Source organism: Neoroseomonas oryzicola (assembly GCF_012163135.1).
Lineage (GTDB): Bacteria > Pseudomonadota > Alphaproteobacteria > Acetobacterales > Acetobacteraceae > Neoroseomonas > Neoroseomonas oryzicola.
The window spans coordinates 66,746-92,584 of the sequence record NZ_JAAVUP010000002.1; the positions used below are offsets into that span (position 1 = coordinate 66,746).

Annotated in this window: 26 protein-coding genes; 10 read left to right on the forward strand and 16 right to left on the reverse strand. The window is 72.0% G+C overall.

The genetic code is table 11. The features are described from left to right. The first annotated feature begins 56 nt into the window (after positions 1-56). Entirely contained in the window at positions 57-941 is an 885-nt protein-coding gene (locus GWK15_RS06785; protein WP_168040452.1) for a TauD/TfdA dioxygenase family protein, read from the forward strand. Positions 942-1,184: 243 nt separating this feature from the next. Here the strand turns inward: GWK15_RS06785 and GWK15_RS06790 are convergent, their stop codons facing one another. The 6 genes from GWK15_RS06790 to GWK15_RS06815 are packed head-to-tail and all read right to left on the reverse strand — an operon-like array spanning position 1,185 to position 8,111. Beyond that, complete coding sequence (locus GWK15_RS06790; RefSeq protein WP_168040454.1) at positions 1,185-2,684, reverse strand: Ppx/GppA family phosphatase; 1,500 nt, start codon at positions 2,682-2,684, stop codon at positions 1,185-1,187. Positions 2,685-2,700: 16 nt separating this feature from the next. Beyond that, entirely contained in the window at positions 2,701-4,866 is a 2,166-nt protein-coding gene (locus tag GWK15_RS06795; protein ID WP_168040457.1) for an RNA degradosome polyphosphate kinase, read from the reverse strand. Between the two features lie 9 nt (positions 4,867-4,875). Then, the gene (locus GWK15_RS06800) at positions 4,876-5,631 is read right to left on the reverse strand and encodes a P-loop NTPase family protein (protein WP_168040459.1); all 756 of its coding nucleotides are present in this window, start codon (positions 5,629-5,631) and stop codon (positions 4,876-4,878) included. Beyond that, complete coding sequence (locus tag GWK15_RS06805; RefSeq protein WP_338147205.1) at positions 5,628-6,803, reverse strand: AI-2E family transporter; 1,176 nt, start codon at positions 6,801-6,803, stop codon at positions 5,628-5,630. The genes GWK15_RS06800 and GWK15_RS06805 overlap by 4 nt, the downstream gene beginning before the upstream one ends. Then, a complete protein-coding gene (locus tag GWK15_RS06810; protein WP_168040461.1) occupies positions 6,800-7,411 on the reverse strand; it encodes a CDP-alcohol phosphatidyltransferase family protein in 612 nt (203 codons plus the stop codon). Before GWK15_RS06810 ends, GWK15_RS06805 begins: the two co-directional genes overlap by 4 nt. Further along, positions 7,395-8,111 (reverse strand): hypothetical protein, encoded by a 717-nt coding sequence (locus GWK15_RS06815; RefSeq protein ID WP_168040463.1) that lies wholly within the window; start codon positions 8,109-8,111, stop codon positions 7,395-7,397. Before GWK15_RS06815 ends, GWK15_RS06810 begins: the two co-directional genes overlap by 17 nt. Before the next feature lie 147 nt (positions 8,112-8,258). Between GWK15_RS06815 and purM the strand changes: the two genes are divergently transcribed. The 3 genes from purM (at position 8,259) to GWK15_RS26545 (ending at position 10,282) form a co-directional block, all read left to right on the forward strand. Then, the gene (gene purM, locus GWK15_RS06820; protein WP_245211533.1) at positions 8,259-9,335 is read left to right on the forward strand and encodes a phosphoribosylformylglycinamidine cyclo-ligase; all 1,077 of its coding nucleotides are present in this window, start codon (positions 8,259-8,261) and stop codon (positions 9,333-9,335) included. A 79-nt stretch (positions 9,336-9,414) separates the two neighbouring features. Next, entirely contained in the window at positions 9,415-10,092 is a 678-nt protein-coding gene (purN, locus tag GWK15_RS06825; RefSeq protein ID WP_168040467.1) for a phosphoribosylglycinamide formyltransferase, read from the forward strand. Between the two features lie 28 nt (positions 10,093-10,120). Then, positions 10,121-10,282 (forward strand): aa3-type cytochrome c oxidase subunit IV, encoded by a 162-nt coding sequence (locus GWK15_RS26545; RefSeq protein WP_209442080.1) that lies wholly within the window; start codon positions 10,121-10,123, stop codon positions 10,280-10,282. Between the two features lie 173 nt (positions 10,283-10,455). Here GWK15_RS26545 and ndk read toward each other — a convergent pair whose 3' ends face one another. Both ndk and GWK15_RS06840 read right to left on the reverse strand, forming a co-directional pair. Further along, positions 10,456-10,878, reverse strand: coding sequence for a nucleoside-diphosphate kinase (ndk, locus tag GWK15_RS06835; RefSeq protein ID WP_168040471.1), 423 nt, complete (start codon positions 10,876-10,878; stop codon positions 10,456-10,458). Between the two features lie 97 nt (positions 10,879-10,975). Further along, positions 10,976-11,776, reverse strand: a complete 801-nt coding sequence (locus GWK15_RS06840; protein WP_168040473.1) for a 2-keto-4-pentenoate hydratase — start codon at positions 11,774-11,776, stop codon at positions 10,976-10,978. Positions 11,777-11,939: 163 nt separating this feature from the next. Here GWK15_RS06840 and GWK15_RS06845 point away from each other — a divergent pair, with 163 nt between their 5' ends. Continuing rightward, positions 11,940-13,808, forward strand: a complete 1,869-nt coding sequence (locus GWK15_RS06845) for an ABC-F family ATP-binding cassette domain-containing protein (protein ID WP_168040475.1) — start codon at positions 11,940-11,942, stop codon at positions 13,806-13,808. A gap of 1 nt (position 13,809) precedes the next feature. On the opposite strand, the gene GWK15_RS06850 is transcribed toward GWK15_RS06845, so the two are convergent. After that, a complete protein-coding gene (locus GWK15_RS06850; protein WP_168040477.1) occupies positions 13,810-13,986 on the reverse strand; it encodes a hypothetical protein in 177 nt (58 codons plus the stop codon). 169 nt (positions 13,987-14,155) lie between these two features. Here GWK15_RS06850 and GWK15_RS06855 point away from each other — a divergent pair, with 169 nt between their 5' ends. Then, positions 14,156-15,121 carry a Bug family tripartite tricarboxylate transporter substrate binding protein gene (locus GWK15_RS06855; RefSeq protein ID WP_168040479.1) on the forward strand — a complete coding sequence of 322 codons (966 nt, stop codon included), beginning with the start codon at positions 14,156-14,158 and terminating at the stop codon, positions 15,119-15,121. 3 nt (positions 15,122-15,124) lie between these two features. On the opposite strand, the gene GWK15_RS06860 is transcribed toward GWK15_RS06855, so the two are convergent. From GWK15_RS06860 to GWK15_RS06875, 4 genes are read right to left on the reverse strand one after another with little or no spacing between them, the layout of a single operon-like run. Then, the gene (locus tag GWK15_RS06860) at positions 15,125-15,574 is read right to left on the reverse strand and encodes a DNA polymerase III subunit chi (protein ID WP_168040481.1); all 450 of its coding nucleotides are present in this window, start codon (positions 15,572-15,574) and stop codon (positions 15,125-15,127) included. Next, complete coding sequence (locus tag GWK15_RS06865) at positions 15,571-16,002, reverse strand: hypothetical protein (protein WP_168040483.1); 432 nt, start codon at positions 16,000-16,002, stop codon at positions 15,571-15,573. The genes GWK15_RS06860 and GWK15_RS06865 overlap by 4 nt, the downstream gene beginning before the upstream one ends. Positions 16,003-16,004: 2 nt before the next feature. Continuing rightward, complete coding sequence (locus GWK15_RS06870; protein ID WP_168040485.1) at positions 16,005-17,432, reverse strand: M17 family peptidase N-terminal domain-containing protein; 1,428 nt, start codon at positions 17,430-17,432, stop codon at positions 16,005-16,007. A gap of 10 nt (positions 17,433-17,442) precedes the next feature. Then, positions 17,443-18,912 (reverse strand): leucyl aminopeptidase, encoded by a 1,470-nt coding sequence (locus GWK15_RS06875; RefSeq protein WP_168040487.1) that lies wholly within the window; start codon positions 18,910-18,912, stop codon positions 17,443-17,445. 108 nt (positions 18,913-19,020) lie between these two features. Here GWK15_RS06875 and cysQ point away from each other — a divergent pair, with 108 nt between their 5' ends. Beyond that, positions 19,021-19,785, forward strand: coding sequence for a 3'(2'),5'-bisphosphate nucleotidase CysQ (gene cysQ / locus GWK15_RS06880; RefSeq protein ID WP_168040490.1), 765 nt, complete (start codon positions 19,021-19,023; stop codon positions 19,783-19,785). A 35-nt stretch (positions 19,786-19,820) separates the two neighbouring features. On the opposite strand, the gene GWK15_RS06885 is transcribed toward cysQ, so the two are convergent. Continuing rightward, the gene (locus GWK15_RS06885) at positions 19,821-20,666 is read right to left on the reverse strand and encodes a hypothetical protein (RefSeq protein WP_168040492.1); all 846 of its coding nucleotides are present in this window, start codon (positions 20,664-20,666) and stop codon (positions 19,821-19,823) included. 154 nt (positions 20,667-20,820) lie between these two features. Between GWK15_RS06885 and GWK15_RS06890 the strand changes: the two genes are divergently transcribed. The 3 genes from GWK15_RS06890 to GWK15_RS06900 all read left to right on the forward strand — a co-directional run bounded on the left by GWK15_RS06890 (position 20,821) and on the right by GWK15_RS06900 (position 24,302). Continuing rightward, entirely contained in the window at positions 20,821-21,792 is a 972-nt protein-coding gene (locus tag GWK15_RS06890) for an L-threonylcarbamoyladenylate synthase (RefSeq protein WP_168040494.1), read from the forward strand. Positions 21,793-22,059: 267 nt separating this feature from the next. Further along, on the forward strand, positions 22,060-22,737 hold the full coding sequence (locus GWK15_RS06895) for a cysteine hydrolase family protein (RefSeq protein WP_168040496.1): 678 nt from the start codon (positions 22,060-22,062) through the stop codon (positions 22,735-22,737). Beyond that, complete coding sequence (locus GWK15_RS06900) at positions 22,734-24,302, forward strand: regulator (protein WP_168040498.1); 1,569 nt, start codon at positions 22,734-22,736, stop codon at positions 24,300-24,302. Before GWK15_RS06895 ends, GWK15_RS06900 begins: the two co-directional genes overlap by 4 nt. Before the next feature lie 10 nt (positions 24,303-24,312). On the opposite strand, the gene GWK15_RS06905 is transcribed toward GWK15_RS06900, so the two are convergent. Both GWK15_RS06905 and GWK15_RS06910 read right to left on the reverse strand, forming a co-directional pair. Continuing rightward, on the reverse strand, positions 24,313-24,609 hold the full coding sequence (locus GWK15_RS06905; protein WP_209442081.1) for a c-type cytochrome: 297 nt from the start codon (positions 24,607-24,609) through the stop codon (positions 24,313-24,315). Next, positions 24,606-25,811: a molybdopterin-dependent oxidoreductase gene (locus tag GWK15_RS06910; RefSeq protein WP_168040500.1), complete on the reverse strand. Its 1,206-nt coding sequence runs from the start codon at positions 25,809-25,811 to the stop codon at positions 24,606-24,608. Before GWK15_RS06910 ends, GWK15_RS06905 begins: the two co-directional genes overlap by 4 nt. Between the last annotated feature and the right edge of the window lie 28 nt (positions 25,812-25,839).

The following is a 25,839-nucleotide window of genomic DNA, read 5'->3' on the forward strand; positions in this document are numbered from 1 at the left end:
CTTTTGCCGAAGAACGCCCGGCCCGCCGGGACCGGGCCGGTTGGAGGAGACCGCCCATGCCGCTGACGCTGAAACCGCTGCACCCCCTCTTTGTCGCCGAGGCGTCGGGGGTCGACCTGCGCCAGCCCCTTCCGCCCGGCATGGCCGATGAGATCCACCAGGCGATGGACCAGTATGCGGTGCTGGTCTTCCGCGACCAGGACATCGACGACGACCAGCAGATGGATTTCGGCCGGCAGCTCGGGAAGCTCGAACCGACGCGCGGCGTCGTCGACGCCCACAAGCACCGGCTGAAGCACAAGGAGATGAACGACATCTCCAACCTCGACACCGACGGCAAGCTGCTCGCCGCCGACGACCGGCGCCGCATGTTCAACCTGGGCAACCGGCTGTGGCATTCGGACTCCTCCTTCAAGTCCACGCCGGCGCTCTATTCCATGCTGCACGCCCGCGTGATCCCGCCCGAAGGCGGGGAGACCGAATTCGCCGACATGCGCGCCGCCTGGGACGCGTTGCCCGAGAAGACCAAGGCGAAGATCAAGGACCTCACGACCTGGCACTCGTTGATCTATTCGCGCGCGCAACTCGGCTTCGACGAATACACGCCCGAGGAGAAGAAGGCCTTCGCCCCCGTGCCGCAGCGCCTGGTGCGCCGCCATCCCGGATCGGGGCGCGTGTCGATCTACCTCTCCTCGCACATCGGCCGCGTGGACGGCATGCCGGTGCCCGAAGGCATGGCGATGATCCGCGACCTGACGGAATTCGCGACGCAGCGGGACTTCGTCTACAGCCACACATGGCGCAAGCACGACCTGGTGGTCTGGGACAACCGCTGCACCCTGCACCGCGCCCGGCCCTTCGAAGACAACACCCACCCGCGCGACATGCGCCGCGTGACGCTGGAAGACGTTGCACCGACGCTGGAACAGGCGGCGGCGTGACGGCTGCGGGCGGGGGAGGGCGCTGCCCTCCCCCGGACCCCCACCAGCCAAAGGCCTAAGGGCCTTTGGAAACCGTTTGATTCATCGGGGATTTCGGGGAGGGGCATCGTCGGTGTGTCCTGCGCGACGGGCGCGCCATGCCCCTCCCCGAAATCCCCGATCAAGTCCTGGTGTCCAGAGGCCTTTCGGCCTTTGGTGGGGTGAGGTCCGGAGAGGGGCAAAGCCCCTCTCCCGGCTGCCGCGTCAGCCCGCGACTTCCACCGCTGCTTCCAGTCCCATCGTTGCCGCCAGGGCTTCCACGCGGCGCAGCACGCTTTCGCCGGCGAAGACGCCGCTGCCTTCCACCAGGCGCAGCACGAGCCTGCCGCCGCTGCGTTCGAGGCCCGTTCCCGCCAGCAGTTCCGGCGTGCCGCCCGACAGCGTGTAGGCAAGGCGCAGCGCCGCGCCGAGCACTTCCGCCCGCCGCACCGCCGCGACGTCGAGCAGCACCCGCGCGGCCTGCAGGAAGGCGACGTCCGGCCCGGCCTCGTAGCGCAGCGCGACGGCGAGGGCGAGGAAGGCGCGGGCGTGGTGGTCGAGGCCGACGCCGGGCTGTCGGAGGACGCGGAAATAGGCGTGCTCGGCGCGGTAGTCCGGGTGGTCGTGGCTGCCGATGTCGCTCGCCCAGCAGGCGGCCGCGCGCATGGCCGCGTCGGCGGGGCTTTCGCGTTCGAAGAGCGGCGCCGTCCAGCGTGCCAGGGCCGGCGGTAGCCTCGGGTCGCGGCCGAAGCGGGCGGCGAGTTCCACCGATGCGGCGAGCAGCGGGTCCCGCCGCCGTTCCTCGGGGCCCAGCTGGCGGGCGTACCAGCCCTCGCGCAACCCGTTGGCGCTGAAGACGACGCGGCGCGCGCCCGACGCGCGCAGCAGCCGGCGCATCACCATCGCGGCCCAAGGGAGGTCCTGCAGGCGCTTGGTCGGTGCGCCGGGCATGCGTTCCAGCGTGCGGCGCGTCGCGGCCATCACCACGCCGGACAGGTCGCGCGCTTCCTCCCGCGACAGCACGTAGTGGTGCACGATCGACAGCGGATAGGCGGTCTGCGCGATGTGCATCCGCGCGAGCGCGCGCCAGGCGCCGCCGACGAGATAGAGGTCGCGTCCCGCGGCCTCGTTCAGCCAGGGCACGCGGTTGAATTCCTCGGTGGCGAAGCCGCGGCCGCGCTGGATGTCGCCGCCGGAGCGTTCCGCGAGGCGTATCGCGCCGAGCGGCAGGCTGACCGCGCGCCCGGCGCGGCCATGGGAGAGTTCGACCAGTTCGAGCGAGCCGCCGCCGATGTCGCCCAGCACGCCGTCCGCGTCGGGGAAGCCGAGCAGCACGCCCTCGGCCGAGAGCAGCCCTTCCTCCTGCCCGGTCAGCACGCGGATCCGCAGGTCGGGCAGGCGCTCCTGCAGTGCGGCGACGAAGGCGGCGCCGTTGGCGGCGTCGCGCACCGCGGCGGTGGCCAGCACTTCCACCGGATCCGCGCCCATGGCGCGCGCGACGGTGTGGTATCGCACCATCACCGTCAGCGCCTGCTCGACCGCTTCCTCGTTCAGCTTGCCGGTCGTCACCAGGCCGCGGCCGAGGCCGAGCACCGCCTTCTCGTTGAAGATGGTCAGCGGATTGCGGCCGCGCCCCTCGAAGACGACGAGGCGCACGGAATTCGACCCGAGGTCCACCACGGCCGAACGGGGCTGTCGCAGGCTGTCGCCCACGTCGTCACGCATCGCAGAAGCCACGCTGTCAGTCCTGCATCACCCGGTCCTGCCGCGGCCGGCGCTGCGTGCCCTTGAGCGCGCTGCCCCGCCCCGACAGGGATGGGTTGGTCATGAAATACTCATGCGCCGAGACCGGCTTGTCGCCGGGCGCGAGGCGCGTCCATCCACCGTCCGGGCCGAGCTGCCAGGACTGCATCGAATCCTTCATGTTCACGACCATGATCTGGTCGAGAACCTGGGCGTGCACGGTGGGGTTCTCGACCGGCACCATGGTCTCGACGCGCCAGTCCATGTTGCGCGCCATCCAGTCCGCGCTGCTGATGAACACCTTGGCGCGGCGGGACGGCAGGCGGTGGCCGTTGCCGAAGACGCAGACGCGCGAATGTTCCAGGAAGCGCCCGACGATGGACTTGACGCGGATGTTCTCGCTCAGCCCCTTCACGCCGGGGCGCAGGCAGCAGATGCCGCGGATCACCGCATCCACCTTCACCCCCGCGCGGGATGCGGCGTAAAGCGCGTCGATCAGCGTCTCGTCGACCAGCGAGTTCATCTTGATCCAGATCGCGGCCGGCTTGCCTTCCTTGGCGAAGCCTATTTCGCGCTCGATCAGGCCGAGCAGCGTCGGGCGGATGGTGAGGGGGGAGAAGGCGAGCTTCTCCATCGTCTCGGGCCGCGCATAGCCGGTCATGAAGTTGAACAGCTTCGCCGCGTCGCGCGTCAGCGCCGGGTCGGCGGTGAAGTAGGACAGGTCGGTGTAGATGCGCGCGGTGACCGGGTGGTAGTTGCCGGTGCCGAAATGCGCGTAGGACCGCAGCTGCGCGCCTTCGCGGCGCACCACCAGCGAGACCTTGGCGTGGGTCTTCAGCTCGACGAAGCCGTAGACGACCTGGACGCCCGCGGCTTCCAGCTCGCGCGCCAGGGCGATGTTGCGCTCCTCGTCGAAGCGGGCCTTCAGCTCGACGATGCCGGTGACGGACTTGCCGGCCTCGGCCGCCTCGATCAGCGCCTTGGCGATCGGGCTGTCGCGCGTGGTGCGGTACAGCGTCTGCTTGATCGCGACGACGTTCGGGTCGCGCGCCGCCTGGCGCAGGAACTGCACCACCACGTCGAAGGATTCGTAGGGGTGGTGGACGACGATGTCCTTCGCCTTGATCGCGGCGAAGCAGTCCCCCGCATAGTCCAGGATGCGTTCGGGAAAGCGCGGCGTGTAGGGCGTGAAGAGCAGGTCGGGCCGGTCGTCGACGATCAGCTGCGTGAGGTCCGACAGGCCGAGCAGCCCCTCGACGACGAACAGCTCCGACTTCGGCGCCTGCAGTTCCTCCGCGACGAAATCCATCATGTCCGACGGCGTCGCGGCGGTGACGGACAGGCGGATCGGGCGGCCGCGGCGGCGGCGCTTCAGCGCCGTCTCGTAGGACCGCACCAGGTCCTCGGCTTCTTCCTCGAACTCGACGTCGGTGTCGCGGATGACGCGGAACAGGCCGCTCTCGGCGGGGATGAAGCCGGGAAACAGGCGATCGAGGAAGAGGACGATCAGGTCCTCGAGCAGCACGAAGCGGATCTCGCGCGATCCCTCCCGCGGCGGCAGGCGGATGAAGCGCTGCACCTGCGGGGACAGGGGCAGCAGGGCGCGCATCGTCCCGCCATCCTCCTCCCGCACCAGCTTCAGCACCATGCACAGCGCGAGGTTGGCGATGAAGGGGAAGGGATGCGCCGGGTCGACCGCGAGGGGCGTCAGCACCGGGAAGACGCGGTCCATGAACACGCCGTCGAGCCATTCGCGGTCCGCGGCATCCAGTTCCGCCGGTTCGCAGACGACGACGCCGGCGCCGCGCAGCAGGTCGCGCAGGTCGCTCCAGGCCTGCTGCTGGCCGTTGATCAGCGCCTGCGCCCGTTCGTGGATGGCGGCGAGCTGCTGCGCCGGCGTCTTGCCGTCGTGGCTGAGCTTGCCGATGCCCGCGCGTTCCTGCCCGACCAGGCCGGCGACGCGCACGGAATAGAACTCGTCGAGGTTCGAGGCCGAGATCGCCACGAACCGCAGCCGTTCCAGCAGCGGATGATGCGGGTTGGCCGCTTCCTCGAGCACCCGCTGGTTGAAGGCGAGCCAGGAGAGTTCCCGGTTGATGTAGCGCGCGGGGCTGGAGAGGAGGGCCTCGGCCTCCTCCGCGGCGGTCGGGAGGGCGTCGTTCATGGGCCGAGACTACAGCAGGGCCGGCACGGGCGGCGAGGGCACGGCCGTATTTGTCTCGGAAGCGTCATCGCCAGGCGCGGGACCGAAGCCGTCCCAGCCTTCCAGCGCGGCGCGGGCGAGCGTGCGGGTGACCGGCAGGCCGGCGACCAGGGCGGCGCGATCGAGGCGGGCGACGGCCTCGGCCAGCGCCGCGGCTTCCCGCGGCAGGCGGGCGAGCAGCCAGGTCTGGACCTCCGGGGCGACGCGCAGTTGCCGGTCGGCGAAGAGCTTCGCCAGCAGCGCGCCGAGCAGCGCATCCCCCGGATGGCCGATGCCGATGGCGGTGACGGCGCGCAGGCGGCTGGCGAGGTCCGGCAGGCGGACCCGCCAGCGGGCGGGCGGGTCGCGGCCGACCAGCAGCAGGCCTTCCCCACGCTCGGCGGCGAGGTTCAGGAGATGCAGCAGTGCCGCCTCCTCCGGCACCGCATCGGCATCGTCCACCACCGTGCCCTCGCCGGCCGGCGCCTGCAGGCCGCGCAGGGCCGGGCCGTCAAGCCAGCGCCAGCGATGCGCGGCGGCGAAGGCGCGGGCCATGTGGGTCTTGCCGACGCCCTCCGGCCCGAACAGGGCCAGCCGGCGCCCCGGCCACCGGTCCGGCTGGTCCAGCCAGGCCAGCGCCTCGGCATTCGAGGCGTCCTCGATCAGGTCGGCGCGCGAGGCCGAGGCCGGCAGGGCGAGCGGCAGGGCGAATTGCCGCACCGCGGCGGGGCGCCGCGCCGGGCTCACGTCCCGGTCCGCGGCGGGTCGAGGTAGAGCGGGCTTTCGAGGTAGCGGCGCAGCCAGTAGCGCGCGACGACGCCCAGCGCCGCGGCCATCGGCACCGCCAGCAGCACGCCGAGGAAGCCGAAGGCCACGCCGCCGGCGAACAGCGCGAAGATCACCCACACCGCGTGGAGCTCGACCCGGTCGCCGAGCAGGTAGGGATAGATCACGTAGCCCTCGATGGTCTGGCCGACCACGAAGACGCCGACGACCATCAGCACCTCGTTCCAGGTGCCGAACTGGCCCATGGCCAGCAGCACCGCGGCGGCGAAGCCGGTCAGCGAGCCGACATAGGGGATGAAGGTCAGGATGCCCGCCATCAGGCCGATGGTCAGGCCGAGCTCGAGGCCCACCAGCTGCAGCGCGACCGCATAGAAGACGCCGAGCGCCGCGCAGCACAGCAACTGCCCGCGCAGCCAGGCCGAGAGCACCCGGTCGGTGTCCTTCGCCAGTTGCCGCAGCACGCTGGCATTGCGCCGCGGCAGCCAGGATTCGACGCGCCCGAGCATCACCTGCCAGTCCCGCAGCAGGTAGAAGGCGACCACCGGGACGACGACGACGAGCGTGAAGACCTGGAACAGCGCGAAGCCGCCGCCGATCAGCCGCGTCGCCGCGGTGCCGAGCCAGGAGAGCATCGTCGCCGCCTGGTTGATCGCGAGGTCGCGCAGGCGCTGGTCCACCATGTCCGGGCCGAGCGCTTCCTCGAGTCTTTCGAGCCCGTGGCGCAGCAAGGCGCCGACGCCCGAGATGTAGGTCGGCAGCCGCTGCACCAGCACGCCGATCTGCGCGAGGATCAGCGGGTAGAGCAGCAGCACCGCGGCCAGGGTGAAGGCCATCAGCAGGAAGATCAGCAGGAAGGCGGCCAGGCTGCGGCGGACCCCGAAGCGCGTCAGCCGCGTCGCCAGCGGGTCGAGGAAATAGGCGACGACGGCGGCCAGCACGAAGGGCGTCAGGATGCCCTGGAACAGCCAAAGGCTGAACAGCAGCGCCGCGGCGAAGCCCGCGACGAGGCCCGTACGCTGCGCGCGCGTGGCGGTGCGCGGGGCGGTGGGCGGCGGGAAGCGCGCCGCAGCGGCCGCGGGCGTGCGGCCCGGCGGCTCGGGCCGGGCCGGCAGACGGGGCGTCGTGTCGCTCACTTCGCCCCCGTCGCGGTCAGGCGCGCCGCCTGCACGACGTAGGCCGCGCCGGAAGCGAAGGTGGTCACGGCGACCAGCAGGATCATCGTCTCGAGCAGGAAGGGGGCCGAGAAGCGCCAGCCTGAGAGGAACAGCACAAGCGCGGCGAGCGCGATCTGCGCCGCGGTGTTCGCCTTCGAGATCAGCAGCGGCTTGATCCGCGCCGGCACGCCGAGCACCCAGAGCAGGATCACCCCGCCCACGATCAGCAGGTCGCGGAACACCACCAGGATGGCGAGCCAGTCCGGCAGCACGTTCATCGCCGCCAGCGTGACATAGACCGAGACGAGCAGCGCCTTGTCCGCGATGGGGTCGAGCAGCGCGCCGAGCGCCGAGCGCGCGTTCCACACCCGCGCGATCCAGCCGTCGAGCGCGTCCGAGATGCCGGCGCCGACGAAGACCATGAACGCGATGTCGTGGCGGTGCTGCAGCATCAGCCAGACCGCCGCCGGCACGGCAAACAGCCGCCCCAGCGTGATGAGGTTGGGCAGGGTGAAGAGTCCCGCCTCGGTGTCGCCCGAGGCCGGGAGGGCCGTGCGGCGGGGGCGCTGCTCAGGATCGTCCGGCAAGCGCCACGCGCCAGGCGTCCCCCGGCGCCCCCGAGCCCGGCACGAGGGTGATGCCCTGCTGGGCGAGTTCCTGCGCCGCCACGCCCGGCGCGGCCCGAAGGCCGAGCCGCAGCCGCGCCCGGTCGGTCGAGATGGCGGTGACCTCGATCCGCGCCTGGCCGCGCAGCCGCCGGCGCAGTTCCAGCCATTCGTTCAGTGAGCCATACAGCGCGACGGCCTCGATGGTGGAGGCGACAGGCACCGGCGCGGCGGGCCGGGCGGGGACATCGCCTTCGGCCGCGGTGGTCCCGCCCGAGGGGCCCGGCGCAGGCGTGCCCCCGCCGCCCTCTGCGGCCACGGCGCTGCCCGTGATGGCGCGCACACGGGATGGGATGAAGTTCACCGTGATCCGCCCGGCATAGCGGGTGGGGGAGGTCCGTTCCTCCTCGATGATGATCGAGGCGACCATGGATTCGATCTGCGCGTCGCTCAGCTGCCGCGTCACGCCGGCCGCGTTCGCGATGCGGTCCCAGGCGGCGCGGCGGCCGGCGACGAAGGCGCGTTCGCGCGCGATGACGCCGTTCTCGGCGGTGGCCTCGGCGGGGACGCCGCGCTGGACGTAGGAGATGGCGGCCGGCGCGGCACCGGGGGTGGCGACGGTGTCCTGGGCAAGCGCCGGGGCGAAGGATGCCGACACCGCCAGCAGGGCGGTTGCGATCATCCACGCCGCATGGTTCTTTCCGCGCGCCCGCGCGAGTCCACCCTTGAGCGGCATCGAATACCCCATACCGTGCCGGCGTTGGGCGCCGGCTCCTCGCGGCGCCATGCCGCGGTGCCAGGCTCAGCCCATACCCGATCGGAGGCCGCCCTGACCAGTTCCCCGTCTTCCCCCCTGACCTACCGCGCCGCCGGCGTCGACATCGAGGCCGGCGACGCGCTCGTCGACGCGATCAAGCCGCTGGCCCGCGCCACCGACCGCCCTGGCACCATGGGCGGGCTCGGCGGCTTCGGCGCGCTGTTCGACCTCAAGGCCGCGGGATTCAAGGATCCGGTGCTGGTCTCCTCGACCGATGGCGTGGGCACCAAGCTGCGCGTCGCGATCGATGCCGGCATCCATGCGACGGTCGGCATCGACCTGGTTGCCATGTGCGTGAACGACCTGGTGGTGCAGGGGGCGGAACCACTCTTCTTCCTCGACTATTTCGCGACCGGGAAGCTCGAGGTCGCTGCCGCGCGCGACGTGGTCGCCGGCATCGCCGAGGGCTGCCGCATCGCCGGCTGCGCCCTTGTGGGCGGCGAGACCGCCGAGATGCCGGGGATGTATGCGAAGGGCGACTACGACCTCGCGGGCTTCTCGGTCGGCGCGGCGGAACGCGATGCGCTGCTGCCGCGGGGCGATGTCGGCCCCGGCGATGTGGTGCTGGGCCTCGCGGCTTCCGGCGTGCATTCCAACGGTTTCTCCCTGGTGCGGCGGATCCTCGAGCGGTCGAATGGCGGCTTCGATGCGCCCGCGCCCTTCGCGGCGGGCAAGACGCTGGGGCAGGCGCTGCTGGAACCGACGCGGATCTACGTGAAGCCGCTGCTGGCGCTGCACCGCGCGGGGCTGCTGAAGGCCGCGGCGCACATCACCGGCGGCGGGCTGCCCGGCAACCTGCCGCGCGTGCTGCCCGAGGGCGCGGTCGCGGTCATCGACGCCGCGGCCTGGACGCCGGCGCCGGTCTTCGGCTGGCTTGCGAGGGTGGGCGAGGTTGCGGCGGAGGAGATGCTGCGCGTCTTCAACTGCGGGATCGGCATGGCCGTGGTGGTCGCGCCCGAGGCCGCCGATAAGGCCGCCGCCCTGCTGTCCGAGCATGGCGAGGCGGTCAGCCGCATCGGTCATATCGAGGCCGGCGCGGGCGAGGCCCGCGTGCGCTTCGAGAACCTGCGGCCCGGCTGGCCGGCGTGACGCCGGGGCTTCGGGGGCCGCGGCGCGCGCCTGTGCGATGCTCGGCGGGGCGTGAAGGCACCGCCTTCATGCACCACGCATGACCCGCGCGCGTGTCGCCGTTCTGATTTCCGGGCGCGGGTCGAACATGGCAGCGCTGCTCGCCGCCGCGGAGGACCCGTCCTATCCGGCCGAGATCGCCCTGGTGCTCTCCAACCGCGCGGATGCGGCGGGCCTGGCCCATGCGGCATCCCGCGGCGTGGCGACGGCGGTGGTCGAAAGCCGGGCCTTCAAGGGCGACCGGCCCGGATTCGAGGCTGCAATTGAAGCCGAGATCGCCCGCCACGGCGCGGAGATCATCGCTCTGGCCGGCTTCATGCGGGTACTCACCGAGGCCTTCGTGACGCGCTGGGAGGGCCGGATGATCAACGTCCATCCCTCCCTGCTGCCGTCCTTCCCGGGGCTCGACACCCATGCCCGAGCGCTGGCGGCCGGGGTGCGGCTGCATGGGTGCACCGTCCACCTGGTCACCGCCGGGGTGGATGAGGGGCCGATCCTGGCCCAGGCGGCCGTCCCGGTGCTGCCGGGCGACAGCGAGGCCGCCCTCGCCGCCCGCGTCCTGGCCGAGGAACACCGCATCTACCCCGCCGCACTGGCCTGGCTTGCGGCCGGGCGGATTCGGGTCGAAGGCGGCCGGGCCAGCATATCGGATGCGCCCTGGGCGACGGGGAGCCTCGCGAACCCCTTGCCGTCCGCGCCCGGCCTTTCTAAACGCTGATCCAGAGATAGCTTCCCGAGGACGCGCCGTGGCCGAGCAGCAGACCCACTATGATTTCGTCGAAGTGAAGTCCGCGGACATCCTGGCCGACCGCGAGCGCTCGTGGGAGGGCTTCACCTCCTTCGTGACCTGGTCGACCGGCGCCTGCATCGTCGTCCTGGTCCTGATGTACCTGTTCCTGGTGCGCTGACGCGCGCAGGTTCGCGCGACCCGGCATCGTGCCGGGCGGTGCAGGGCATGGATCCTTGATCGAATGAGACGCTGCGGCGCCCCCTGGGGCGCCGTTCGCGTTTGGGCGCCACGACGGCGCAGCCGGCCTCGGGGCCGGCAGGGCGGCGGGGGGCAGGCCCCCCGCCCGCCGGATCAGCCGACGATCTCGGTGCCGGCGAAGAAGTAGGCGATCTCGATCGCCGCGTTCTCGAGGCTGTCCGAGCCGTGGACCGAGTTCGCCTCGATGCTCTCGGCGAACAGCTTGCGGATGGTGCCCTCGGCGGCATTGGCCGGGTTGGTCGCGCCCATCAGCTCGCGGTTCTTCGCCACCGCGTCCTCGCCCTCGAGCACCTGCACCACGACCGGGCCGGAGACCATGAAGTCCACCAGGTCGTTGTAGAAGGGACGGGCGGCGTGCACCTCGTAGAACTTCTTGGCGTGCGCGCGGGACATCCACACGCGCTTCTGGGCCACGATGCGCAGGCCGTTCTTCTCGAAGATGGCGTTGATGGCGCCGGTCAGGTTGCGGCGGGTCGCGTCGGGCTTGATGATGGAGAAGGTGCGCTCGATGGCCATGGCTGGCGGTCCTTGTGCGTTCGCGGGAATTCAGGCGGGCGCCGGATAGGCGGGGAACGCCCCCGGCGCAAGCCCCAAGCCCGCGGCGGGCGCCCGATCAGGCGCCGATCCGGACCTCCACCACGCCGAGCGCGCCGAAATCCGCGCGCGCCGTCTGCCCCGCGCCGACCGCCACCGGCGGCGCGACCGTGCCGGTGGAGACGAAGTCCCCCGCCCGGAGGTAACGCCCCTTGGCCGCCAGCGCATTGGCCAGCCACGCGGCCGCGCCGAAGGGCCCGTCATCGACATTGCGGCCCCGTCCCATCACCGGTTCACCGCCATCGACCTGCAGGGCGATGGGGCTGTCCATCGGATCGAAGGCGGTCCAGTCCGTCACGGGCGTCCCATGTACCCAGCAGCCGTGCGAGGCATTGTCGGCGGTGACCAGCGCCGCCCCGGCCTCGGTCCAGGGTTCGAGGCGCGATCCGACGATCTCGATCGCCGGCACCAGAGCGTCGGTCGCGGCCGCGATGGCCGCGGCGTCATAGGGCGCACCGGTGGGCGGGAGGTCGCGGGCGATGCGCAGGCCGATCTCGGGCTCGAAGACCCGGAAGAAGCCGGGCAGGGCGGGGAAGTCGGCCGGGGAGGGCTCGGTCACCGCGTCATACAGGCGGCCGTAAAAGGGGCCGTCGAGCCCGAGATGCGCCCGCGCCGCGGCATTGGTGCAGCCGATCTTCCAGCCGATGGGCCGCGCGCCGCGCGCCTCGATCAGGGCCTGGAGCGCTTCCTGGATGGCATAGGCCTGGGCGATGCCGGCGGGCCGTTCGGCGGGCGGCGGCACGGGCAGGGGCGCGCCGCGTTCCCGGTGGTCCAGGATAAGGCGGGCGGCGTCCTCGGCCGAGAGGGTATTCCAATCCATGGGCGCTCCCGTTCTCCCTTGTCCCGGACGGCGCGGCGCGGCGCCGACCGGTGCCTGCCATAAGGCCGGTCCGTGGCCATGATCGCAACAAATGAAAGTCACATGGCGCGGGGTGGCTTCGGCAGGTGCCATCGGCGGGCCGCTGCTCTACAAGGCGGCCCCCATGACCGTCCTTTCCATCCGCGACCTGACCATCCGCATCGCCGGCCGGCCGCTGCTGGAAGGGGCGAACCTGCAGATCGACGACGGCCGAAAGGTCGGCCTGGTCGGGCGCAACGGCGCCGGCAAGTCGACCCTGCTACGCGCGATCACCGGCGACCTGCAGCCCGATGGCGGGGAACTCCGCCTCGCCCAGCGGGCCAGGATGGCGCATGTGGCGCAGGAAGCGCCGGGCGGCGAGGAGGCGCTGATCGACGTCGTGCTCGCCGCCGATACGGAACGCACCGCGCTGATGACGGAGGCCGAGACCTCCGCCGATCCCGCGCGCCTCGCCGAGATCCACGACCGGCTGATCGCCATCCGCGCCGACAGCGCGCCGGCGCGGGCGGGCGCGATCCTCTCGGGCCTCGGCTTCGATGCGGCGGCGCAGGCGCGGCCGTCGCGGGAATTCTCGGGCGGGTGGCGGATGCGCGTGGCCCTCGCCCGCGCGCTGTTCCTCGAACCCGAATTGCTGCTGCTGGACGAGCCGACCAACCACCTCGACCTCGAAGCCACCATGTGGCTCGAATCCTGGCTGCAGCGCTTCGCCGGCGCGGCCATCGTGGTCAGCCACGACCGTGGGCTGCTGGAACGCTGCGTCGATTCCATCGCGCATCTCGATCAGCGCAAGATCACGCTCTACCAGGGCAACTTCGCCGATTTCGTGCGCATGCGCGCCGAGCGCCAGGCCCAGCAGGCCGCGGCGAACGAACGCATCGCCGCCGAGCGCGCGCACATCCAGTCCTTCATCGACCGCTTCCGCTACAAGGCGTCCAAGGCGCGCCAGGCGCAGTCGCGCATCAAGGCGCTGGAACGCATGCCGGCGATCGAGGCGGTGGTCGAGGACACGCCGGTCCGCTTTGCCTTCCCGTCCTCCGAGGAATTGCCGCCGCCGATCCTGTCGCTGAACGGCTGCTCGGTCGGCTATGGCGGGCCGCCGATCCTGCGCAACCTGACGCTACGGCTCGACCAGGACGACCGCATCGCGCTGCTCGGGGCCAACGGCAACGGCAAGTCGACGCTCGCGAAGCTGCTCGCCGGGCGGCTGCAGCCCGAAGGCGGGACGCATTTCCGCAACGCAAAGCTGCGCGTGGGCTATTTCGCGCAGCACCAGGCGGAGGAACTCGACCTCGACGGCACGCCGCTGACGCATATGCAGGCGGCGCTGCCCAAGGCGACCGAGACGGCCTGCCGGTCGCAACTCGCCCGCTTCGGGCTCGACGCCGACCGCGCGGACAACCGCATCACGGCGCTGTCGGGCGGCGAGAAGGCGCGGCTGCTCCTCGCGCTGACGACGCGCGACGCGCCGCAATTGCTGATCCTCGACGAACCGACCAACCACCTCGACATCGATGCGCGCGAGGCGCTGGTGAAGGCGCTCGCGGATTATTCGGGCGCGGTGGTGCTGATCACCCACGACCCGCATTTGGTGGAACTCGCCGCCGACCGGCTCTGGCTGGTCGCGGACGGCACGGTGACGAATTTCGACGGCGACCTCGACGACTACCGGGCGCTGCTGGCCGAACGCGCCCGCGGTGCCGCCGGCCGCGCCGAGCCCGGCGGTGCCAAGGCAGGCGCGCGGCGCGAGCGGGCGGAAACCCGCGTCGCGACCGCCCCCCTGCGCGCGCGCATCAAGGAAATCGAGCAGAGCCTCGAGAAGCTCGCGCGCGAGGACGCGCTGATCGAGAAGCGGCTCTCGGATCCCGACACCTATGCGCGCTTCAAGCCCGAGGACATCGCCTGGGCGAATACCCGCCGCGCCGCCATCGCGAAGGAAACCGCGACGCTCGAGGAGGAATGGCTCGAGGTTTCGGCGCGACTCGAAGCCGCCTGAGTCAGCCAGCCCGCCGTGCCTGCTGCGCGGCGGCGCGGACCTGTTCGTCCTCCAGCGTCCGCCGCATGAAGGTGGGCCACAGCGCGCGGCCGGTCGGCGGTTCCTGCACCGGACCTTTCTCCGGTGGTGCGATCCGGGCGGCCTCGAAGGCCGGCCGGGGCGGTTCGATGCTTGCCATCACGCCCCTCCTTCACCTGACGCAGTGATCGAAGGCTAGCGCCCGGCCGCGGCCGAAAACAACGAAAGCTTGCGTGACACCGGCGTGTCAGGCGGGCTGGACCGGCGGCGCAGGATCGGCCAGAGGAACGCCATGGCCGGCGCCCCCGCGCCGCCGGGAGGAGACCGCCATGATCCGCCGCCGCGCGCTGCTCGCGACCCCGATTCTCGCCGCCCCCGCCGTCGCCGGGGCGCAGGCCTGGCCGTCGCGGCCGGTGCGCGTCGTTGTGGCCTACCCGCCGGGCGGGTCGACCGACGTGCTGGCGCGGACGCTCGCGGCCGCGCTGCAGGAGGCCTTTGCCGGCAGCACCTTCGTGGTGGACAACCGGCCGGGTGGCGCGGCCGTCGTCGGCACCCAGGCGGTGGCGCAGGCCGCGCCGGACGGGACGACGCTCTCGCTCGGCAACAACCAGACCCATGCGGCGAATGCGGCGATGCTGCCCTCGCTGCCCTTCGATCCGGTGGCGGATTTCGCGCCCATCGCGCGGCTCGCCGCGGTGCACCATGCGCTGGTGGTGCCGATGAACGGGGCGCGGACGCTCGCCGAGCTCGCAGCCAAGGGGAAGAACGGCGGGCGGGTGACCTATGCGTCCTCGGGTGCGGGGTCCGCGAGCCACGTCATCGCCGAGACCTTCGTGAAGCGCGAAGGCATGGACGCAACCCACGTTCCGTATCGCGGCGGCGCGCAGGCGACGACGGACACGGTCTCCGGCACGGTGGACTTCTTCGTCTCCACCTGGCCGCAGGTGGTGCAACTCGTACGGGAAGGGCGGCTGCGGGCCCTCGGCGTCGGATCCCCCGCGCGGCTGCCGGAAACGCCCGACGTGCCGACCTTCGCCGAGCAGGGCGCGCAGGACCTTGCGGTCGATGCCTGGTTCGGCCTGTGGGCGCCGGCACGCACCGATGCGACGATCGTCACGCGCCTGTCGGACGCGCTGATGCGCATCCTGGCGGATCCCGCGATGCGCGAGCGCCTGACGTCCCAGGGCTTCGTCGCCGCGCCGATGCCGGCCGATGCCTTCGCCGCCTTCCAGCGCGAGGAGGTGGAGCGCTGGCGCCGGATGGTGGAGATCACCGGTATCCGGCTGCAGGGCTGAAGCTCAGCCCTTCTTTTCCCATCCCGACGCGCCCTGCTGCCAATAGGTCAGGGCGTGTCCGGCGGCCTTGGCGGCCGCCCAGCGGCGGCGGGCGGCGGCCACGGCGGCCTCGTCCGACCCGTCGAACAGGTCGAGCACGCGGTCGTAGTCGCCAAGCCGCGCGCTGTCCGCGCCATCCACCAGGAACAGGAAGCGCGCGCCGTTGCCCGGCGCGGTGTCGGCGGTGGACAACAGGATGGGCTGCAGCGGGTCATTCTCTCCGCCGGCCATCCCGTGCGGCAGCCAGTCCGGCTCCGTCGCGGTCCACAGCGCGGCGTCGAGCGCCTTGGCGCGCTCCGCTTCGCCGCAGAGCACGAAGGCGCGCCCGCCGGTCGCCAGCGCGCGGCCGAGCAGCCGGGGCAACGCCTGGTCCAATTTCGTGCGGGTGAGGTGGTAGAAGCCGATCTCGGTCATGGCTGAAAATCGGGCTCGCACCAGTCGTTCCATCGAAACTCTCTGACCGCCGACGCTTCGGTATCGACGAGCCAGATTTCGAGTTCAGGGAAGGCGGCCCCGATGCGAGGCCAAGCACGCCCTATCGCAGCGGCGCGCTGCCGCAGTCCGCGACCAAATCTGGACGGCAGGGCGATGACCAGCCTTGCTCCAGCGTCATCGGCTCGGGACGCAGCTCGAAAGAATGCCTCATAGAAGTCCTTGGCGCGCGCTGGGGGCGACGACTTGAAGGCAATGGCTTCGATGAAGATGCGCTCGCCCTGAAGCACCGCTTCGATGTCCACGCCGGTCTCGCCGTTGCGTCGCGGCTCGGATACTCGATACCCGCGCGCGGCCAGCGTCGCACGTACGACTGCTTCGACCGCGGAACTCGCGACGAGCGCGGCCACTGCTATGGCTCCTCCTCGAAGCGCAGGGCGACCAGGCGGTCGAGCAGCCGCGCCCCGAAGCCTATCGGACCGGCGGGCCCCAGCGCATGAGGTTCTTCAGCCGTCATCACCCCCGCGATGTCGAGATGCGCCCAGGGAACCTCGCCCACGAACTCCCGCAGGAAGGCGGCGGCATGGCAGGCATCGGGCAGCAGGCTGCTCGCCTCGTCCCCCGTCGCGCATTGCTTGAGGTCGGCGATGTCGGAGACGAGGTCCTCGCGGTGGCGGTCCCCGATCGGCATGGGCCAGAGCGGCTCGCCGACCGCTTCGCCCGCCGCCGCCGCCGCGGCCATCAGCGCCGCATCGGTGCCGAAGATCGCCGCGCGGTGGTGGCCGAGCGCGGTGATCGCCGCCCCCGTCAGCGTCGCGAGGTCGATCACCGCGCGCGGACGGAAGCGATGCGTCGCATGGTGCAGCGCGTCGGCGAGGACCATGCGGCCCTCGGCATCCGTGTCGATCACCTCGACCGTGCGGCGCGACGCGGTGCGGATCACGTCCCCGGGGCGGTAGGACCGGGCGCCGGTCGCGTTCTCGGCGATGGCGAGCACCGCGACGACGGGCGCTGGCGACTTCCGCCGCGCGATGGCCACCATCGCGCCGACGCAGGCGGCCGCACCCGCCATATCGGCGCGCATCTCCTCCATCCCCTCCGCGCCCTTGATGGACACGCCACCGGTGTCGAAGACGATGCCCTTGCCGACGAGGGCGACGGGTGGGACCGGCAGCACGCCGCGCCAGCGCAGCACGGCAAGGCGCGGCGGGGAGGCGCTCGCCCCGCCGACCGCGAGCAGCGCGCCGAAGCCGTGGCGTTCGAGCCAGCCGCGGCCGTGGATCTCGACCTCGAGGCCTTCCGCCTCCAGCGCCTCGAGCCGCTTCGCGAAGGTCTTGGTGGTCAGGCGGTTGGCCGGCTCGACGATCAGGTCGCGGGCCATCAGGCAACCGGCGACGCCGGGGGCGAGCTCCGCGAAGGCGGCCTCGGCCGCATCCGGCTGCGGCGCGTGGACGGTCAGGCGGCGCGGGTGCTTCGGCGGCGCGGCGGTCCTGAGCGCGTCGAAGCGCCAGGCGGCGAGGGCGACGCCGGCCGCCGTCGCGGCGGCCTCGGCCGGCGTCAGGCCGCGTGCATCGAGCGCGATCTCCGTGAGCTCGCCCGCGGCGAGCGCCGCGGCCGCGCCCGCCTTCTCGAAGGCGAGCGGCGCCTGGTCCTTGCCGATGCCCGGCAGCAGCCGCCGGGGCGCGCCGGGCAGGTCGAGCACCTCGCCCGCCTCGCCCGTGAAGCGCGCCGCCTTCGCTGCCGCCGCGAGCGCGCGCGGCACCGCCGCACCCTCCGCGACGGGCAGGATGCAGGCGGCTTCGGCGCCCGGCGCGCCGCGGGTGAAGCGGACGGCGATCACGCCGGCGCGCTCAGCCCTCGTAGTGCTCGGCGACCAGGCGGTCGAGCAGCCGCACGCCGTAGGCCGTGGCACCCTTGGGCGCGGTCGGCAGGTCCTTGCCGCTCCAGGCCGTGCCGGCGATGTCGAGATGCGCCCAGGGCCTGCCCTGCACGAAGCGCTGGATGAACTGCGCCGCGGTGATCGACCCGCCCGGCCGCCCGCCGACATTCTTCATGTCGGCGATGTCGGACTTGATCTGCTTGTCGTAGGCCTCGCCGAGCGGCATGCGCCAGCACGCCTCGCCCACCTGCTTGCCCGCGGCCTCGATGCGCTGGGCCAGCGTGTCGTCGTTGCTGAACAGGCCCGCATGCTCGTGGCCGAGGGCGATGATGATCGCGCCCGTCAGCGTCGCGAGGTCGACCATGAACAGGGGGTCGAACTTTTCGATGCAGTAGTGGATGACGTCGGCGAGGACGAGGCGCCCTTCCGCGTCGGTGTTGATGACCTCGACCGTCTGGCCCGAGGCGGTGGTGACCACGTCGCCCGGGCGCTGCGCGGTGCCGGAGGGCATGTTCTCCACCAGGCCGACGATGCCGACCACGTCGGCCTTGGCCTTGCGGCCGGCCAGCGCGGCCATCAGGCCGATCACCGTGCCGGCGCCGGCCATGTCCCACTTCATGTCCTCCATGCCCGCCGCCGGCTTGATGGAGATGCCGCCGGTGTCGAAGGTCACGCCCTTGCCGATGAAGGCGAGCGGCTTGCCGGCCTTCTTGCCCTTGGGCGCGCCGTTCCAGGTCATGACGACCATGCGCGGTTCCTGCGCGCTGCCCTGCGCGACGCCGAGCAGCGCGCCGAAGCCGAGCTTCTTCATCTCCTTGGGTCCGAGGATCTCGACGCCGACGCCGAGCTTCTCGAGCGCCTTGCAGCGGTCGGCGCATTCGGCGGGCGTCAGCACGTTGGGCGGCTCGCTGACCAGGTCGCGGGTCAGGAACACGCCGTCGGCGATCGCCTGCAGCGGCGCGAAGGCAGCCTTGGCCTTGGCGACGTCCGAGGTCGCGACGGCCAGGCGCTCGAGCTTCGGCTTGTCCTCGGGCTTCTCGGTCGTGCGGTAGCGGTCGAAGCGGTAGGACCGCAGCGCCACCCCCATGGCGAAGGCGGCGGCGAGCGCGGGGGTCAGGCCGTCGGCGGCGACCACGGCCTCGCGCTCCTGGGCGATCGGGCCGGCGACCGCCCCGCCCGCGGCCTCGGCGGCCGCCGCGGCGGGATCCTTGCCGAGGCCGATCGCGACCACCTTGGCGAGGCCGGCGCCGGGCGCCCACAGCACCGCGCTCTGGCCCTTGCGGCCCTTGAAGCGCGCCGCCTCGAGCCCGCGGGAGATGGCGCCCCCGGTCGCCTCGTCGGCCTGCTTCGCGAGGCCCATGAGCGGCGCGTCCTCCGTCACCGGCAGGACCAGGGCGCCGGCACGCGGCAGGGCAGGCTTGACGAAGGCGATGTCGGGCATGGGAACTCCGGGCGGGGGGCGTGTTCAGCCTGTCACATTAGGCATCGGCCGGGCCCGCGGCCAGGGGCGGGGCTTGCCGCAGGGGCCGGGCGGGGCCACACCCCGCGCATGGATGACGACGCCCTGCTCGCGCTCGCCGTCCGCCTGGCCGACCAGGCGGCGGCGGCCATCAATGCCGTGCGCGCCGCGGGCTTCGCGGTGGACCGCAAGACCGACCGCACCCCGGTGACCGAGGCCGACCACATCGCCGAGGCCCTGATCGTCGAGGGCCTGCGCGCCGCCGCCCCCGGCATTCCCGTCATCGCCGAGGAGGAGATCGAGGCCGGCACCGCGCCCGCCGAGCCGGGGCACCGCTTCTGGCTGGTCGACCCGCTGGACGGCACGCGGGAATTCGCTGCCGGTCGCGATAATTTCACCGTGAATGTCGGGCTGGTGGAGGACGGGCGCGCGGTGCTGGGCGCCGTCGCGATCCCGGCGACGGGGGAAGTCTTCTGGGGCCGGGTCGGCGCCGGGGCCTTCAAGCGCGATGCGGGCGGCACGCGGGCGATCTCGGTGCGCGCGGTGCCGGCCGAGGGCGTCACGGTCATGGGCAGCCACCACTACCAGGACGACCCGCGCCTGGGCCGCTTCCTCGCGGGGCGGAAGGTCGCGCGGATCGTCAACATCGGCTCGGCCGAGAAGTTCTGCCGGGTGGCGGAGGGCAGCGCCGATCTCTACCCGCGCTTCGGGCGCACCATGGAATGGGACAGCGCCGCCCCCCACGCCGTGCTCGAGGCCGCGGGCGGCACGATCCGCCTGCTCGAGGGCGGTGGGCCGCTCACCTACCGCAAGCCGCGCTGGGAGAATCCGGGCTTCGTCTGCACCGGCGGCTGAAGCGGCGGCGCGACCTGCGCCGCCGCCAGCCTGCATCACGCCTTCGCCTTGCGGCGATCGAGCGTGACATGGATGCCGGCGTCCGCCAGCGCGCGGTTGTAGGCCGCGAAATCGGTCTTCCCGGTGTCGAGCTGCCCGAGCAGCGCGGCGATCAGGTCGGACGGATCCAGGTCGGGCATCGCCTCGAAGAAACGCCCGAGATCGAGGCGCGACGTCACCGTCGGGAAGGGCGAGAGGATGATCGGCCCGCCCGGTTCGGGCGGCAGGGACGCGATCGCATTGCCGCCGGCGAGCGGCAGGCTCGCCTGGGTCTGGTCGGAAATGACGCCAGCAGCGGTCAGGTAGGTCGACCGGTTCTGCGGCGTCAGCAGCACGCGCACCGGCGCGTTCGACTGGGCCACCGAGACGAAGGGGTTCTGCCCCGACCCGAAGGAGGGTCGCAGCGCCGGCAGGAAGATCCGCACATAGCCTCGCACCTCGAAGTTCGGGGCCGTCAGCGGCGTCGGATCCCCCGGGACGGGGCCGAAGGCGCTCGGCAGCACCGCGACCAGCGCGGTCGATCGTGGCGCGATGCGGACGAGGCCGGTGCTCGGCCGGAACACGGAATCCGTCAGCGTGCCGTTCAGCACGCCCTGCTGGTTGTCCGCGCCCGGATTGTCGACGAAGACGAGCGCGTTGCCCGCCAGGCTGCGGAATTCGCCGTTCGGCGTGCCGGACGGCGGCGGCGTCGCGACGAATTCCAGGCGGTACCGGTACTCCTTGTCCTCGAGGTTGGTGATGGCCAGGAAATAGCCCTGGATCACGCGGTCCACCGCCGCCACGCCGCTCGGTGCCGACGGCGACTGAGGCTTGAAGATCAACTCGAAATGAGAGACTTCCACGACATGCCTCCTCAGGGTTTCGCGCCGACGGCGACCATCGCCGTCGGGCCCATCGCCGGCGGGCCGCCTCCCCGCGCGATGCCGGCAGGGATAATGATTCCGATTTCGAACCGGTTGGCGCCGTGACGGGTATTACAACCCAGGGTCGTGGACCGTGACGCGGGTCCTGTCGGCAGCGGAGGTGGATGAGGCGGCGGCGCTGCTGCGCGCGGGCGAGCTCGTCGCCTTCCCGACCGAGACGGTCTACGGCCTCGGCGCCGATGCGCGGAACGGGCGGGCCGTCGCCGCGGTCTTCGAGGCCAAGGGCCGGCCGCACTTCAACCCGCTGATCTGCCATTTCCCCGACGCCGAGGCGGCCTTCGCGGAAGTGCTGGTGGACGACCGCGCGCTGGCGCTGGCCGACCGCTTCTGGCCGGGGCCGCTGACGCTGGTGCTCCCGCGCCGGCCGGATTGCCGTGTGGACCTGCTGGCCGGGGCGGGGCTCGACACGCTGGCGGTGCGGGTGCCGGCGCATAAGGTCGCACTCGCGCTGCTGCGCGCGGCGGCGGTGCCGGTGGCGGGGCCTTCGGCGAACCGGTCCGGCCAGGTCAGCCCGACCACGGCGCAGCATGTGCTGGACGGCCTCGGCGGGCGCATCGCCGCCGTGCTGGACGGGGGGGCCTGCGAGGTCGGCGTGGAGAGCACCGTGCTGCACCTCGCGAGCGGCGGCGCGGCGCTGCTGCGCCCCGGCGGCGTCACGGCGGAGCAGATCGAGGCGGTGATCGGCCCCGTCGCGCGCCCGCTGCCGGTCGCGGCGGCCGAGGCGACGCGCACGCTGCGCTCGCCGGGGATGATGCTGTCGCACTACGCGCCGTCCCTGCCGGTGCGGCTGGGGGCGACGGCCGTCGCGGCGGATGAGGCGCTGCTGGCTTTCGGTCCGCCGCTGCCGGGCGCGGGTGCCGTGTGGCAACTGTCCGAGACGCGCGACCTGCGCGAGGCAGCGGCGCGGCTCTTCGCCGGGCTGCGCTGGCTGGATGCCGAGGGGCAGCGGCTGGGGCTCGCGCGGATCGCCGTGATGGCGGTGCCGATGAAGGGGCTTGGGGAGGCGATCAACGATCGTCTCGGGCGCGCGGCGGCGCCGCGGTAGGCCAACGAAGGGGCCTCCCCTTCGACCCCGCCCAGAGCCGGAAGGCCCGTGGAACCCAGGGCGGGATTCCCGAGCACCCTGGGCCTTTGGCCGGGACGTCGGCAGGGGCGGCGCTTCTCCGGCAGACGCTGCGCAATGCGGCATCTCATTCCGTGATTGCGCCGAATTGATGCAGTGCAGCGCGTCCTGCCCTTGGATGCAGCGGCGCATACAGCTTGCACGGCGCTTGCATGACCGCCGCGCGATCCCGTCGCGAGGGCGCGCCGCATGCCGATCGCCATTCCCGCCGAGCCCTTCGATTTCGCCTTCGATCCTGCGCGCGCGGCGCTGATCGTCATCGACATGCAGCGCGACTTCCTCGAGCCCGGCGGCTTCGGGGAAGCGCTGGGCAACGATGTCTCGCTGCTCGCCGCCGCGATCGGGCCCTGCCGCGCCGCGCTCGACGCCGCCCGCGCCGCGGGGATGCTGGTGATCCACACCCGCGAAGGCCATCGGGCGGACCTCTCGGACGCGCCGCCGGCCAAGGTGCAGCGCAGCGCGCCGTCGAGGCGCATCGGCGATCCCGGGCCGATGGGCCGCATCCTGGTGCGCGGCGAGCCGGGGCACGAGATCGTCGCGGACCTCGCCCCGCTGCCGGGCGAACCGGTGATCGACAAGCCCGGCAAGGGCGCCTTCTACGCGACGGAGCTCGAACCGATGTTGCGCCACCGCGGCATCGACGCGCTGCTGATCGCCGGCGTCACCACCGAGGTCTGCGTCCACACCACCCTGCGCGAGGCGAATGACCGCGGCTTCCGCTGCGCCGTCCTCGCCGATGCCTGCGCCTCCTACTTCCCGGAATTCCACGCCATGGCGCTGCGCATGGTCAGCGCGCAGGGCGGGATCTTCGGCTGGGTCACCGACACCGCGCGGCTCGGCGCCGCCTTGCAGGGAGAGAGGGCATGACGACCACGACCGCGAAGCCCGCGCTCTGGACTCCGGGCGACTGGAACGCGCTGTTCGGCTTCGGCACCAACATCCTGGTCAACCTGCTGGTGCTGACCGGGCTGCTGCGCTTCGTGCTGCAGATCCCGCCCGAGATCGTCTTCGGCCGCATCCTGCCCGCCGCCGGGCTGATGATGGCGCTGTCCACCTGGTACTACGCGTTCCTTGCCTATCGCCTGGCGGCGCGGACGGGGCGCGACGATGTCTGCGCGCTGCCCTCGGGCATCTCGGTCCCGCACATGTTCGTCGTCGTGCTGGTGATCATGCTGCCGATCGCGCAGCGCACGGGCGATCCGATCAAGGGGTGGGAGGCGGGCCTCACCTGGGTCTTCATCCAGTCCTTCATCCTGATGGCGGGCGGCTTTGTCGCCCCCTACATCCGGCGCATCACGCCGCGCGCGGCGCTGCTCGGCACGCTCGCCGGCGTGTCGATCACCTTCATCTCCATGCGCCCGGCGCTCGAGATGTTCATGACGCCGGCGATCGGCCTCGCCTGCTTCGCGATCGTGCTGGCATCCTGGTTCGGTGGGCTGCGCTATCCGCGCGGCACGCCGGCGGGGCTGGTGGCGATCGCCTTCGGCATGGCGGTGGGCTGGCTCGCCGCCCTGTTCGGCCTCGGCACCGGCGGGCGCAGCGTGGATGCGTTGGTGAACGGGCTGTCGAACATCGGCTTCTCGGTGCCGCTGCCTGCGGTGGGCCACGTCTTCGGCGGCTTCGAGTATCTCGGCATCATCCTCGTCACCGCCATTCCCTTCGGCATCTACGACCTCGTGGAAGCGATGGACAATGTCGAGAGCGCGGAAGCTGCGGGCGATGCCTTCCCCACCACGCGCGTGCTGACGGCGGATGGCGTCGTCAGCCTGATCGGCTGCCTGATGGGCAACCCCTTCATCAACGCGGTCTACATCGGCCATCCCGGCTGGAAGGCGATGGGCGGCCGGATCGGCTATTCGGCCGCGACGGGGCTCGCGGTGCTGGTGGTGACCTGGCTCGGCGTGGTGTCGCTGCTGCTCGACCTGATCCCGGTCGTCGCGATCTCGCCCATCCTGCTCTACATCGGCATGCTGATCGGCGCGCAGGCCTTCCAGGAGACGCCGAAATCGCATGCGCCGGCCGTCGTGCTGGGCCTGGTGCCGCACCTCGCCGCCTGGGCCAAGACGCTGATCGACGGGGCGCTCGGCGCGGCGGGCACCAACGCGGCGGCGGTCGGGGTGGACAAGCTCGCGACGCTCGGCGTGCTCTATCCGGGGCTCGAGGTGCTGGGGGAGGGCGCGATCCTCTCGGGCCTCATCCTCGCCGCCATCGCCGCCTTCGTGATCGAGCGCGACTGGATCAACGCGGCAGCCTTCGCCGGTGCGGGCGCCTTCCTGACCTTCTTCGGCTTCATGCACGGCCCGGCGGTGGGCTTCGCCGTCACGCCGGGGGTGGCACTCGCCTATGCGATGATGGCGGGCTTCCTCTTTGCCTGCGCGCGCTGGCCGGTGCTCACCGCCGGCCTCGCACCGAAGCCGGCGGCGGCGGAATAGCGGCTTTGCCTCACCGCGCTCCGTATTGCGCGGTGAGGTAGGCGATGATGCGCGGGATGTCCTCGGGCGGCACCGGTGCGTGGAAGACGTTGACCATCTTGTTGACCTCGGCCGTCCAGCCGGCCTCGTTGAGGAAGGCCGAGTTCATCTGGACATAGGCCGAGGTGTGGCAGGAGTTGCAGTTCTGCTCGACCAGCTCGCGCCCCGCGCCAGGGCGGAGCTCGACATCCTCGGCCATCGCGCTGCCCGCGACGAGCGCCAGCCCGAGCGCGAGCGGCGCGGCGCGACGGATCGTGTTGCGTGTCATGCCGCGGTGACCTCCAGGGTCTGGATGACGTTGTGGTGGTAGCCGGCCGGGTTCGGCACCAATTGCGTCGCCTGGGCCTGGCCCGCATTGCTCGTCGCGCGAACCATGAGACGCACCGGTCCGGCATGGCCCGGCACGACGCGCATGTGCCACGGGCGGAAGGCGTAGACGCCGAGGTTCTCGCCGAGCGTCGCCGCGCGCCAGGATGTGCCGCCATCGCTCGAGACCTCGACCGTGCGGATGCCGTGCCCGCCGTCCCAGGCGATGCCCTGTACCTCGAAGCCGGCGGCGCGGACGCGCTCGCCGTCGCGGAGGTTGGTGACGAGCGAGTTCACCATGATCTGGGTGATCGGCTCATTCGCCGCCGTGACCTGCGAGGCGAAGGGAAGATCCGTGGGGAACAGGCCCTTCGGCACCCGGTAGGCCGCCTTCATCCAGAAGCCGTCCTCGGGCTTGGTGAGCAGCGTGATGGCGTTCACGTGCTTCATCCAATAGGTCGCGGTCCAGCCGGGCACGACGACGCGCACCGGGAAGCCGTTGTAGTGCGGCAGCGGCTGGCCGTTCATGCCCCAGGCGAGCAGCGTGTCCGGATGCATCGCCTTGCCGAGCGGGATGGACTTCACGAAGTCGGGCGTCTCCTGGACGATACCGGAATCCGCGCCGTTGAAGGCGACCTCGATCGCAGACTGCTTCACCCCGGCGCGTGCCAGCACGTCGCGCAGCCGCACGCCGGTCCAGCGGGCATTGCCCATGGCCCCGACGCCCCATTCGACGCCCGCGACATGCGGCTGGAACAGCCCGCGCCGGTTGCCGGAGCACTGGCAGACCGCGGTCACCTCGGCGTGGGGGAAGTCGCGTTGCAGCTGGGCGAGGGTGAAGGTGACGCTGCGCTCCGCGCCGTCGCCGCCGATCTCGAGCTTCCAGTCGCGCAACTTGTCCATGTCGGGGATGAGCGCGAGGTGATAGCGCACGAAGAATCGGTCGTTCGGGGTGATGGCGGTGCGGAAGGCATCGAGCGGCGCCTCGTAATTCGGCGGGCGGTCGCTGAGCTGGATGAGCGGCCCCTTGCCCGGCAGCGTCCCGAGGCGCGCGACATCGCGCGTTCCGTCCGGCAACCTGGGATCGAGCCCGGCGAGTTCCGCGAGCGCCGGCCGGGCCGCGAGGCCGGCCGCCGCGCCGGCGAGCAGGTGGCGTCTGAGCATGGCGGCGAGTCCTCCCTTCGTTATTTCT